Here is an 11,972-nt window from a genome sequence, read left to right as displayed (position 1 = left end):
GGAGTTTATTGAAGTATACCGCTCGTGATTCAAGAGCGGTATACATCATACCTTCAATGTGAATTATACACAAACGAACTCAAAAGTTGGGAATGCGCCTACAAGCCCAAAGTGTAGACGCACTCTTTCGACTCTGCAACTTTTATAGTGTTGCCATTTCGCTCTTCAATAGCGTTTGAGCCGGATAGTATTCATATCCGAGATCAACGGCAACATGCTGATTTGTCACTTTACCATAATAGACGTTGAGCCCTTCTCTAAGAAGCGGATCATCGAGCAGTGCCTTTTGATAGCCGAGATTGGCAATTTTAAGCGCATAAGGCAGTGTCGCATTCGTAAGGCCCATTGTGGCAGAGCGCGCGCACGCACCGGGCATATTGGTCACGCAATAGTGAACAACGCCTTCTTCAATATAAGTGGGCTCAGAATGGGTCGTCGGGCGCGATGTTTCAATACAACCACCCTGATCGATCGACACATCGACAATAGCGCTACCGGATTGCATCTTTTTCAAATGCTCTCGCGTCACAATTTTAGGAGCCGTCTTTCCGGGAATCAATACGGCCCCAATCACTAAATCAACACTCCCAATCATCTCATCAATCATATGTGGTGTCGAATAAAGCGTTTTGAGCTTGTTACCGAAAATGATGTCGAGTTCGCGGAGGCGATTGAGGTTGCGATCGACAACGGTGACATCTGCTCCGAGACCAATGGCCATACGAGCCGCTTCAGTTCCGACAACGCCACCGCCAAGTACCAGTACTTTACCCGGAGTTACCCCGGGAATCCCGCCAAGTAAAACGCCTTTACCTCCATTAGCCATTTGAAGGCAATACGCACCGGCTTGAATCGAAATACGTCCGGCAATTTCACTCATGGGGGTTAAAAGCGGGAGGCGATTGGATGCATCAATGACCGTCTCATAGGCAATACCAACCACTTTTTTCTCGAGCAATTTTTCTGTCTGAAACGGATCCGGAGCTAAGTGCAAATAACAGAAGAGGATCTGCCCCTCTTTTAACAACTCAAATTCGGCAAGCTGAGGCTCTTTCACTTTAATGATCATCTCAGCCTCGTAAATTTCCTGCGCCGTTTTTTTAATATGCGCGCCCGCTAAGACATACATCTCATTGGCAAACCCAATGCGGTCTCCCGCACCGGACTGAACCCAAACTTCATGGCCCGCTTCAAGGAGCGTCTTAACCATTGCAGGTGTTGCCCCAACTCGATACTCGTGATTTTTAATTTCCTTAGGAATTCCAATGTGCATAAATTGCTCCGGTGAATCATTGTTCCCGCTATCATAACAGATGAGTCAATATACTGAAATGAAATGAAAAATTGGGATTTTAGCAAAGATGGCGCTTCGAATTTTTATCAGGCTTTAGCCGGCATAATTTTTTGAACCTATTGAAGATAGCTCAAAAAATTATGGATAAAAAGGCGAAGATGCCGGCAAAGCTAAAAACCAATTCTTCAGTTTATTTCGGTATATACCTGGAATGGGTCACAACTCAGACGAATAGCTCCCGCTAAAAACACGCACTACCGGGCCACTCATCTCAATAGCCCCTTCAACTTGTCGAAATGCGAGAATTTCTCCATGAAAAAATTCAATCAGAGCTTCTTTTTTACCACTTTTAACAAAACAAGCATAGGCTCCGGTGCCACAAGAAAGGGTTTCATTTTCAACGCCCCTTTCATAGGTTCGGACTAGGATGCGATCCCGATTCATTTGCATAAAGTTGACGTTTGTACCGGAAGGGGCAAAATGGGCATGATGCCTTATGAGCCTTCCCACATCACTCACTCTTTCCAAAGAAACATCCCGGCTCTCAACAATAAAGTGATCGACCCCGGTATGATAATGAGATCCCACTAGATTGAGATCGTCTAAAGAAACCCGCTCTGAAACAATCCGATGCGGGGGGAGTAATACGGCTGTCCCCTCTCCTCGATAAATGCCACAGTCCGTTTCGATCACGGTCGCTGTTTGAAGATGAAAAAAAACGGTCCTAAGACCGTTCAGACACAAATCGACGCGCGACCCATCTGCATTGAAATAGAGCATTCGGGCATCGGCAATGGAAGACGAGCGAACACAAAGAATGCCATCCGCTCCGATTCCATAGCGGCGCGAGCACAACCTCTGCACCTCATTTGGATGAAGGAGAAGAGTCTCTCTCTCATCCAACAGGATAAAGTCATTCCCCGCCGCTTGATATTTGACAAATGGAACCATTTTCGCGATTAAAAGCCTATTTCTTGATAGCTCGACACAATCTTATCAACAAGACCATACTCAAGGGCTTCCGTAGCCGAAAGCCATGTATCGCGATCGAGGTCTCGCTCTACTTTTTCCTTGGGCTGCCCGGTTGCATCGACATAAATTTGCACAAGCTCATTGCGCGTTTTCAATATCTCTTTGGCATGAATCTCGAGATCCGTCGCCTGGCCGCGAATCACACCCGAAACACGGGGCTGGTGAATCATAATGCGCGACCGAGGTGTCACAAATCGCCTTCCCTTAGGAGCAACGAGTGCTAATAAAGAACCCATCGATGCCGCTAAACCTGTGACGAGCGTTGAAACGGGCGATGTCATCATGTTAATTTGATCCCAAATGGCAAATCCGCAATCAACCGATCCCCCGGGTGAGTTAATGATGAATAAGACAGGCTTGCCGGGTGCTTGCATCTCTAAAAACCAGAGTTTGCGAATAATATCCTTTGTGCTCTCTTGATCAACCGCGGTAGATAAAAAGATGAATCTTTTTTTTAATAGAAATTCATCAATCCGTTTGTCAATCCCTTTTTCAATATGTTTAGAATCCATTTCTTCATCTTCATCTTCGTCTTCGAGGTGAAATGCTCTTTCCATTATCGCTTGGCTCCTTTTACTTAAATGTGCTTAGCTCTCTATAGAGAGGAAATTGCTCTAAAAGCTCTTGAATTGCTTTTTGACAATCCTCTAAATGTCTTTTTTCAATCACCACTTCATTTTTACTGAAACCGTCAGATTTTTCAAGAAGTTTAGGTGAAGTGTGACGCAATAATCTAAAAATTATTTGTGCACATCTGCGCATCTCATCTTCTTTCAATCCCCTTGTCGTCAACGCTGCCACTCCCACGCGTATCCCCGACGTATACCAAGGTCCATTGGTATCGAATGGGACCGTATTGCGATTGACGGTAATACCCGCTTTTAACAAAGCATTCTCTGCATGACGGCCATTGAGGCCAAAACTCTGATTGACATCCATGACAATGAGGTGATTATCCGTTCCATCCGTGACGAGTTTGATCCCATTTTTCATCAATTCATCGGCCAGAGCACGGCTATTTTTGATCACTTGCTCAGCATACTCTTGATAAGAAACGGATAGCGCTTCTTCAAAGGCAATGGCCTTTGCCGCCATCACATGTGGCAACGGACCTCCCAGCACAATCGGACACCCCTTGTCGACCGTTTCTTTAAACTCGCTTGTACAAATAACAAGTCCTCCACGGGGGCCGCGCAGTGTTTTGTGCGTTGTCGAGGTGACGACGTGGGCAAAGGGAATGGGATTGTAATTGCCCGCAATCGCCCTTCCTGCAACTAACCCGGCAAAATGCGCCATATCAACCATCAAGACGGCACCCGAACGATCGGCAATTTCCCTCATTTTGGCAAAATCAATCAGGCGCGGATAGGCCGAATATCCGGCAATCAGAATCAATGGTTTCACCTCCATCGCCTGTTTTTCAATCGCCTTATAGTCAAGCAGATGCGTTTTGGGATCAACATCATACGTAAAGGCGTGCATCATTTTAGACGAGACATTGAGACGATACCCATGAGTCAAATGCCCCCCCGCATTGAGAGACATCCCCATCACTTTTTGATTTACCATCAACTGCCGCACTTTTTCATACTCTTCTTCGCTCAATTGCATGGGCGTCTTTTTACCGAGCCTCTCAACTTCCTTATCCTGCACCTTTTGGACAATAATGGACCAAAAAGCGACTAAATTGGCATCCGCTCCCGAATGAGGCTGAACATAGGCATGATCACACCCAAATAATTTTTTGAGCTTTTCAACGGCTAAATCCTCAACTGAATCGACATTTTCACACCCGGCATAAAAGCGGTGGTGAGGAGAGCCTTCCGAGTATTTGTCCGTCAACAAATTCCCCATAGCGAGTTGAACGGGAAGCGAACAATAATTTTCCGAAGCAATCATTTTAAGCGTGCTGCGCTGGGCCGTCAATTCGCTGACAACGGCCTCTGCCACTTTAGGCTCGATCCGACTGACGGCATCGAGCGCCGCAATCCAAGCAATGGCAGCATCATCGCGTTTTTCTTCAGGGGTTTGAGCTAAGTAGTGATTTAAAAATTTTCCCATATCACCTCGTGCGTTTAACCGGCGTACTGCAAGACAGGATGCCTCGACTTTACAATTTTTTGAACCCGCCTGCCTAGATCTTTGCTCTTGGGCGTCCGACCTAAGGTCGAACTAGGAGATTATTAAAACCAAATATCCCGAGGCCTTCAGGTCCAAAAAGTTGCAAAGTCGAGGCTACCACCCTTGCTTGCTTTAACTCAAGGGGCATTTCGACAAAATATACCGAAATGAATGAAGAATCGCTTGAAAAAGATCAATTGATCAGGTATATTTTCAACCAAATCATTCTAAACATAACATTCGGCAGAAAATATCATGCTCAGTTCATTAAAAAATATTTTAGATATTCAAGAGCTCGATGTGAAGATGATCCGCTTGATTAGGCTAAAACGCCAACGTCAAAAGGAACTCACTCAGATCGAACAGCTCACTTCGGAACTCCGCCTTCAGCTCTCCAAAAAAGAGGAAGACATTGAAACGATGAACCGCGAGATCAATGAGCTCGAAGAAAAAATCATTAAGCTGAAAGAGAAAATCAAATCGATTGAAGCGAAACAATCTGAAGTCAAAAAAATTGATGAATTCAATGCCCTGACACAGGAGCTCGCCCTCGCCGGTCGTGAAAAAACATCCGTTGAACACAATCTCTCCAACCTTGTCGACAAAAAAATGCTTGAGGAAGAGATCTTAGAGAAAATCAAAGTAAGCCTTAGTGCTTCTGAAGCCAGCGGAAAAGAGATCGAAGCCGAGATCAATGCAAACATTCGCGAAATCAATGTCGAAGGACAAGCTTTAAAAATAAAACGCGATGATCTTGCTAAAGACGCAGATCCCGTTATTTTAGCGATCTACGAAAGACTGATGAAAAACAAGAAAAACCGCGTCCTTGTGCCAATTGAAAACCGCACATGCAGCGGATGCCATATTGCTTTGACAGCTCAACATGAGAATCTCGTTCGCAAAGGTGAAAACCTCACGTTTTGTGAACACTGCTCTCGTATCCACTACTGGCAAGAAGCAGAAGACCAAGAAGCGGATAAAACACAGGGCCGTCGCCGTCGCCGAAGAGCCGCTGCCGTCTAATTTTTTAAGGAGATAAAGGTAATCGCTCCTCATGCATACGAGTTTGATGCATAGAGGGGAGGAAAGTCTGGACTTCGCAGGATGGGATACCAGAGAAAGACTGGGGGCCGTGAGGCTACGGAAAGTGCAACAGAAACCATTCCGCTACTGCAACTAGCAGTGGACAGGCTGAAACGTCGAACTTTGTGAGTTCGTCTGACACCTCGAAAGAGATGCAGTTGTAAACCCTATCTGAAGCAAGATATCTCAACGCCGATTACGGGTGCATCCGCCCGGGCACCGAGAAATGTGAGTCGCTAGAGGGTTATGGTGACATAACTCCAAGATGAATGATTACCCTCGACAGAATCCGGCTTAATCATCTCCTTATGAGGGAGCTAGAATTTTTCTAGCTCCCTTTTTTTTCTTGCATCAAAGGATGCGCCCTTTCATACACAGCGCGGCGATGACTCTGAGACACCTTAGTGTAAACTTGCGTTGTTGAGAGCGACTCATGCCCTAGAATCTCCTGAATCGTTTTTAAATCCATCCCATTTTCAAGCCAATGTGTTGCAATGGTATGGCGCAATAAGTGGGGGGTAATTTGGTGGGGCATTCCCGATTTGAGCCGGTATACGTTGAATAATCGATCGCAAGAGCGCAAAGACAGCCGCTTCCCCCAACGATTGAGAAAAACCGCCTGATGATCGCGCTCTTTCTTATGCCACGTCCCATCGATCAGCCTCTCATGCGAGGTGAGATATCTTTGGAGCCAGCCCATAGCCATTTTTGTGAGGGGGACAACCCTCTCTTTCTTTCCTTTTCCTCGAATGCGCATGACACTCTCTCTAAAATCGATATCGTTGCGATTGAGCCCAACGAGCTCGCTAATCCGAATTCCCGAACTATACAGAAGCTCAAGCAAAGCCCGATCGCGCAATCCCAAAAAAGCCCCCGTATCGGGGAGCTCTAAAAAGGCATCGACCTCATCTATCGTAAGTGCTTTGGGAATCGGCTTGTCGAGCTTGAGATTATCGAGCTCATGCATAGGGTTAAAATCCATCACCCCCTGAAGCACCGCATACTTATAAAACGATCGCAGAGCGGCAATACACCTAAGAGTCGTCCTTTTCTTATAGCGCTTTTGATGGAGCTGATCTAAAAAAATCCTTAAATCCCTTCTCTTGACTGCCTCAAAACCAAGCCCTTGTTCGCCCAAAAAGCTAAAAAATTTTTTAAGATCGATCTCATAGGCTCGCAGTGTGTGAAGAGAGGCCTGTTTAATCACCTTTTGATATCTTAAAAATTCCTCTAAAATCTTCATTTTGTTACACTTTAAGCAATCACTTTATTTTTCAGCTTAATATAAGGGTCTTCATGATTGGATTAAATAAAATTTCAAAAAAAATTGGAAGTCGCGTTCTTTTTGATGAAGTTTCAGCCTCATTTAATCCGGGCAACCGCTACGGTTTAACCGGCCCTAATGGAGCGGGTAAATCGACTCTGCTCAAAATTATGATGGGCGTTGAAGAGCAAACAAGCGGTGAAGTTGCCCTTCCTAAAAAAGTGGGCTTCTTGCGCCAAAATATTGATGACTTTAAAGAGCAAAAAATTATCGATGTGGTGATTCAAGGGAATAGTAAACTCTGGAAACTCCTCGAAGAGCGCGAGCGCCTCTACGAAGTGGAAATGACCGATGAAGTCGGCATTAAACTCGGAGAGATTGAAGAGCAAATCGCCGATGAAGGTGGCTATACGGCCGAATCGGATGCCCAAATCCTACTCACAGGTGTCGGAATCTCAGAAGAGTTTCACAACCTCCAAATGAAAACCCAACCCAATGACACGCAATTTAAAGTCCTTCTTTGCCAAGCCCTTTTTGGAGAACCCGAAGCTCTTCTTCTCGATGAGCCAACCAACCACCTCGACCTCGATTCCATCGGCTGGCTCGAGCAATTTCTCCTCAATTACAGAGGCATATTGATCGTCGTGAGCCACGACCGCCACTTCCTCAACACGGTAACCACCCATATTGCCGATATCGATTATGATACCATCATCATCTATCCGGGAAACTACGACGAAATGGTCGTCACTAAATCCGAGCTGCGCGGTCGAGAACTCCAAGATATCAAAAACAAAGAAAAGAAAATCTCCCAACTCAAAGAATTTGTGGCAAAATTCGGCGCGGGAACACGCGCATCTCAAGTCCAATCGCGCCTCCGCGAAATGAACCGCCTCCAACCCCAAGACCTCAAAAAATCGAATATCCAACGCCCCTATATCCGCTTTGAACCCCCTGAAACCCAATCGGGTCAGATTGCGTTTAAAGTGAAGAATATCTCTAAATCTTTTGATGATAAACAGGTGATTCACAACTTTAGCCTAGAAGTGATGCGCGGCGATAAAATTGCGATCATTGGACATAACGGAATGGGAAAAACAACCCTGCTCCGCCTTTTATCAGGCCATTTGCAACCCGATAGCGGCTCGATTACCATCGGACATAACATAAAATTTGGCTACTTCCCTCAAGAACACAAAGATATCATCGACAAAACACTCCCCATCAGCCTCTATGACTGGCTGAAAGATAAAAAGTCGAGTGCCTACGAACAAGATGTGCGCGGCGTCCTTGGAAAACTCCTATTTCCGGGCGATGATGTCTTTAAAAAAATCGGCAACCTCTCCGGAGGCGAAACGGCCCGAATGATCCTCGCGTCGCTCATGCTCGTCAATCAAAACACCCTTATCCTCGATGAACCCAATAACCACCTCGACCTTGAAGCCGTCTCTTCTCTTGGTTGGGGACTCGATGAATACAAGGGAACCGTCATTGTTGCCGCTCACGACCGCGACCTGATCGACACCTTTGCCAACCGCATTATCTCGATCGAACCGGATGGCATCCATGTCTTTAACGGCAACCTGGAAGAGTTTTTTGCTCAACGCAAAAAGTAGCCCATGCAACCCACACGCTTTACCTATGAGAAGTTCACCTCCCTTCCCCTGAAACGGCAACATAAAAATGCGGCTGAAATCCTCAAACTTGCCCTGACAACTCGGCAAGACCTACTCGATCACTACAACGAGATCGCCTCATGGCTCAAACTCGAGCCATGCTCTTCTTTTGAATACCTCTGTGACCGCTACCACGAGCACCTTGCCCTTGCCTGCACCCCCCTGAATGAACATCACTTTCTCCCCGAAATGAAACGCTTTGATCGCATCCACTCAGCGCCCCCTCTCAAAGCGAGCCTCTATCTCGATCACCTTCGCTCAGCCCACAACGTGGGAGCGATCCTTCGCACAGCCGAATCTTTTGGCATGTGTAGTATTGGCTTTTCTAAAAGGACTCCCTTTGCCGACCATCCTAAGGTTTTAGCAACCTCTAAAGGGACAGCCGCCCATCTCAACTGCCACCGCGACCTCAACGCGCTTCCCCGCCCATTCATCGCTCTAGAAACACACCAAAAGGCGACCTCTCTCTACGACTTCTCTTTCCCCACACATTTCACCCTCCTCCTCGGCAACGAAGAGTATGGCCTCTCAAACGAACTTCTCTCTCTAGCCGATGCCATTGTTGAAATCCCCCTCTTTGGGACTAAAAACTCTCTCAACGTTGCCTCAGCCTTTGCAATTGCCGCCGCTGAAATTTCTAGACAACTTCGCCCTTGCACGCATTCACCCTAGCCGCTATATACTGAAATAAACCCACAGGGAAGCGATGAACAAAGAGCTAGGCCATAAATTTAGAAATAAGTTGATTGAACTGCGCGATCATGCAGAAAAAGCAATCACGGAAGTGAGCAAAGAAAAAACTTTTAACGAAGGTCTCTGCTGCCATCTGGCTGAAATGATTGATGAGATCGACCATACAATCGATGAAATAAAAAAAACGCATCCGGATGAAGATTTAGCAGTCGACGCCGAACTGATTCAAAACCTGATTCATGAACCGATCCGCTCCCAGTCATCACCCCATGAAAAAATCTCTCTTTACTCCGCAGCCAAACGCCAATTAGAATCTAAAGATACCTCTCATATCAAAGAAGTGATCCTCGCCTGCGCGCTGGATGAAGCCCAAACGGAAGTGATGCTCCATAACATCGAGCAAATCTGCAACTCAGTCGATGACCAACTCTCTGAAGACCACGTTGTCAATGGCTAGTATCTAATTGCACACAATTAGAGGACAAAGCCTACCAAAACAAAAAAAAATTATCATGAAATATCCCTCTTAACCAAGATGCGCTAAAAATAGTTCGATCGCAGTATCTTTCCATTCTTTTTGAAACCAAGGGCGTAAGGCTTTAATTTGCTCCTCATCTATCTTTTTGACACTAGCATCAAATGCTTTGAAATCACATGCCCCTTTTATACCTGAAGCCTGAGTGCAACTGCGATCTGCAGCAAAGGCTGCACAACTCAATGCCATTTTTACCTCATCATCAGAGGGCTTATTAGGTAATTCAAAGCTAAAGTTATGTGCAGTTAACCAATCATTAAATGAGGCTGAGCTCATATTAAGTTGACCAATCACAGAAAGAGGAATGCCTTTGATCATCTCATGATCTTTAGAGTGCTCCCTCATCCATATCGAAAGTAATTTATTTCCAACTTGAGATTCAGTATCTTTTACAAAAAGTGCCGGCTCGGGATGGCGTTGGATATAGGCATTAGCAAGAGCATATGATTCCCCTTTGCAAGAAGGATAGATAGCAATAAACTCGTTAGTCCACTCCTCGAGTGCATCACTTTTTAATCCCTCTGGGCTTTTTAGTTCATTAAGAACCAAAGAAACCAAAGGAGCGCATTGAGCATCGATTCTTTCTAAAAGACCGATACATCGAAGATAATTACCATCCTCTGTACTATCAAATGATATATCGGCAACATTGCTGATACAGTCCCGTAAGCTATTGAGATTATCGAATAACTTTTTGTTCAGGACAAACACCCCGGCTTCCACCTTTTCAACTTGCTCCTTATATCCATCTAATAAGTGTGTAATTCCTTTTCCTATAGCTGAATTTATATTTTTTTCTGTTTCAGTATCTATTACATCTGCTTCTGTTTCATCTCCATAACGGGCTGAAGTAAGACACTCTTCCATTTCTGAACTTGTATCTGCTGGCATTCTCACCCCTCTATCTCTTTTTAAGAAGTCCTCTTTTACTCTTCCTATATGCTGAGAATATAATTCTTGAATTGGAGCAGGAAGAGTTTCAGTATCGATTCCGGCTAATTTATCAATATACGGGGATAATCGATCCAATACAAACGTCACTTGACTCGATTCATCATACTGACTGAGAGCCCATGCTAAGTCTTTGAAATCATCCTTGCTTAGGACTTCTCCTTTTGTGATAGTGTCATCTATCTCTTTTAAGATACCGGCTGCACTTCCTATCCTATTATAAAAGTTCAAACCCAAAAGACCGGCTGCAAAGACGCTTATAGCAGTAGCTCCTGCGTAAGCTTCGATTAGTGACATTATGGCAATTCCTGCTAAGGGCGCTCCGGGAATGAATGCAAGGGCGCTGATAAGCGCAATGGCTGCGACGCCAACGATAGCCACTTTAATCATAGTGCTGCGCTCAAAGGAGCCATAGAAAGGTTTCGCTTTCATTGAATCAATTGAAAATGAAGAAGCAGGACTTTCAGTTAATGAACTTATAGCCATTTTTACACCAATTTATTATTAAATATATAATTATTATAACAAATTTTTAATAAAAAATCACTTAAACCAATAAATAATATTACCAACAAAAGAAAAGTGCTTAACATGCTAATTATTAGCTACATAAGACTCTATTTAAGAAGAGGCCGCAGCCGCCTCGTCGTCCAACACTAACATCCCATCTATCCATTCTAAAAACATCCGAAATCCGGGAGATAGCGCCACACCCCCATTATCTGAGAGTAAGACTCCTCTTGCCATTCTTAACATAGATAGGAATTGTGAATAGTTTGGATCAGTCTCTGTAGCAATGATCAGATCATGATCCACCAACTCATTAAGGCTGTGTTTGATCCGGTGATACAATGCCCTTATCTCCTCGTCCAGAGCTTTTTCAGCTCTTTCATCTCGATAAATGTACTGTTTAAACGTCGTTCTTAAGTCCAATAGCTTTTTAACTTCCCGCTCAAATACCAGAAATTGCCCTCTGATGCCTTCCTTGATGAAATATTCAAACGCTTCTAATCGTTCAGGCCCCATATCCACTTCGGGATCCCGCATAGCCTCCACTGCATATCCCTCTTCGAATTGCGCAGCTTCAATGCTCTCCAAAGCCCCTTCTCCGGCGATTGCCTTGAACATTCTGATACGGGCCTGCATAGACTCACTCTCCAAATCCAATACTGAGATTGAAGTCCTCCCCCTGTGTCAGCGTAGTTGTCGCATCTAACTAGACCAAAGGAGTCTGAATATGATGAAGACAAAATATTCAAAAGCATTTAAAATAGAAGCTGTTAGGAAGGTAATGTCAAGAAGCTCTGACACCTCTATTAGTGC

Annotated in this window: 11 protein-coding genes and 1 other RNA gene; 5 read left to right on the top strand and 7 right to left on the bottom strand. The window is 44.9% G+C overall.

From position 1 onward, the window contains the following. Positions 1-142 precede the first annotated feature (142 nt). The 4 genes from ald to K9M07_01640 all read right to left on the bottom strand — a co-directional run bounded on the left by ald (position 143) and on the right by K9M07_01640 (position 4,387). Positions 143-1,273, bottom strand: a complete 1,131-nt coding sequence (gene ald, locus K9M07_01655) for an alanine dehydrogenase (GenBank protein ID MCF7851927.1) — start codon at positions 1,271-1,273, stop codon at positions 143-145. Positions 1,274-1,510: 237 nt separating this feature from the next. Further along, positions 1,511-2,245, bottom strand: coding sequence for a hypothetical protein (locus K9M07_01650; protein MCF7851926.1), 735 nt, complete (start codon positions 2,243-2,245; stop codon positions 1,511-1,513). Between the two features lie 8 nt (positions 2,246-2,253). Beyond that, complete coding sequence (locus tag K9M07_01645; GenBank protein ID MCF7851925.1) at positions 2,254-2,883, bottom strand: ATP-dependent Clp protease proteolytic subunit; 630 nt, start codon at positions 2,881-2,883, stop codon at positions 2,254-2,256. A gap of 16 nt (positions 2,884-2,899) precedes the next feature. Next, the gene (locus tag K9M07_01640; protein ID MCF7851924.1) at positions 2,900-4,387 is read right to left on the bottom strand and encodes a glycine hydroxymethyltransferase; all 1,488 of its coding nucleotides are present in this window, start codon (positions 4,385-4,387) and stop codon (positions 2,900-2,902) included. Between the two features lie 315 nt (positions 4,388-4,702). On the opposite strand from K9M07_01640, the gene K9M07_01635 reads away from it, so the two are divergent. Then, positions 4,703-5,470 carry a hypothetical protein gene (locus K9M07_01635; GenBank protein MCF7851923.1) on the top strand — a complete coding sequence of 256 codons (768 nt, stop codon included), beginning with the start codon at positions 4,703-4,705 and terminating at the stop codon, positions 5,468-5,470. Positions 5,471-5,475: 5 nt separating this feature from the next. Further along, positions 5,476-5,843, top strand: an RNA gene (rnpB, locus tag K9M07_01630) — RNase P RNA component class A. Positions 5,844-5,858: 15 nt separating this feature from the next. Here rnpB and K9M07_01625 read toward each other — a convergent pair. Continuing rightward, entirely contained in the window at positions 5,859-6,773 is a 915-nt protein-coding gene (locus tag K9M07_01625; protein ID MCF7851922.1) for a tyrosine recombinase XerC, read from the bottom strand. 53 nt (positions 6,774-6,826) lie between these two features. Here K9M07_01625 and K9M07_01620 point away from each other — a divergent pair, with 53 nt between their 5' ends. The 3 genes from K9M07_01620 to K9M07_01610 are packed head-to-tail and all read left to right on the top strand — an operon-like array spanning position 6,827 to position 9,620. Next, positions 6,827-8,410, top strand: coding sequence for an ATP-binding cassette domain-containing protein (locus K9M07_01620; protein ID MCF7851921.1), 1,584 nt, complete (start codon positions 6,827-6,829; stop codon positions 8,408-8,410). Positions 8,411-8,413: 3 nt separating this feature from the next. Next, positions 8,414-9,142, top strand: a complete 729-nt coding sequence (locus K9M07_01615) for a TrmH family RNA methyltransferase (protein MCF7851920.1) — start codon at positions 8,414-8,416, stop codon at positions 9,140-9,142. Between the two features lie 34 nt (positions 9,143-9,176). Continuing rightward, on the top strand, positions 9,177-9,620 hold the full coding sequence (locus K9M07_01610) for a hypothetical protein (GenBank protein MCF7851919.1): 444 nt from the start codon (positions 9,177-9,179) through the stop codon (positions 9,618-9,620). Between the two features lie 69 nt (positions 9,621-9,689). Here the strand turns inward: K9M07_01610 and K9M07_01605 are convergent, their stop codons facing one another. Then, a complete protein-coding gene (locus K9M07_01605; protein ID MCF7851918.1) occupies positions 9,690-11,135 on the bottom strand; it encodes a hypothetical protein in 1,446 nt (481 codons plus the stop codon). A gap of 135 nt (positions 11,136-11,270) precedes the next feature. After that, positions 11,271-11,795 carry a hypothetical protein gene (locus tag K9M07_01600; GenBank protein MCF7851917.1) on the bottom strand — a complete coding sequence of 175 codons (525 nt, stop codon included), beginning with the start codon at positions 11,793-11,795 and terminating at the stop codon, positions 11,271-11,273. Positions 11,796-11,972: the final 177 nt, after the last annotated feature.

This window comes from Simkaniaceae bacterium (assembly GCA_021734805.1).
Classification (GTDB): Bacteria; Chlamydiota; Chlamydiia; order Chlamydiales; family JACRBE01; genus Amphritriteisimkania.
The sequence above is the reverse complement of the archived record's forward strand: the minus strand, read 5'-3'. Positions and strand labels throughout refer to the sequence as shown.

Bases quoted from the DNA above. Each gene is read 5' to 3' on its own strand.
- ald (MCF7851927.1), bottom strand. From the start codon at position 1,273: ATGCACATTGGAATTCCTAAGGAAATTAAAAATCACGAGTATCGAGTT.
- K9M07_01650 (MCF7851926.1), bottom strand. From the start codon at position 2,245: ATGGTTCCATTTGTCAAATATCAAGCGGCGGGGAATGACTTTATCCTG.
- K9M07_01645 (MCF7851925.1), bottom strand. From the start codon at position 2,883: ATGGAAAGAGCATTTCACCTCGAAGACGAAGATGAAGATGAAGAAATG.
- K9M07_01640 (MCF7851924.1), bottom strand. From the start codon at position 4,387: ATGGGAAAATTTTTAAATCACTACTTAGCTCAAACCCCTGAAGAAAAA.
- K9M07_01635 (MCF7851923.1), top strand. From the start codon at position 4,703: ATGCTCAGTTCATTAAAAAATATTTTAGATATTCAAGAGCTCGATGTG.
- K9M07_01625 (MCF7851922.1), bottom strand. From the start codon at position 6,773: ATGAAGATTTTAGAGGAATTTTTAAGATATCAAAAGGTGATTAAACAG.
- K9M07_01620 (MCF7851921.1), top strand. From the start codon at position 6,827: ATGATTGGATTAAATAAAATTTCAAAAAAAATTGGAAGTCGCGTTCTT.
- K9M07_01615 (MCF7851920.1), top strand. From the start codon at position 8,414: ATGCAACCCACACGCTTTACCTATGAGAAGTTCACCTCCCTTCCCCTG.
- K9M07_01610 (MCF7851919.1), top strand. From the start codon at position 9,177: ATGAACAAAGAGCTAGGCCATAAATTTAGAAATAAGTTGATTGAACTG.
- K9M07_01605 (MCF7851918.1), bottom strand. From the start codon at position 11,135: ATGGCTATAAGTTCATTAACTGAAAGTCCTGCTTCTTCATTTTCAATT.
- K9M07_01600 (MCF7851917.1), bottom strand. From the start codon at position 11,795: ATGCAGGCCCGTATCAGAATGTTCAAGGCAATCGCCGGAGAAGGGGCT.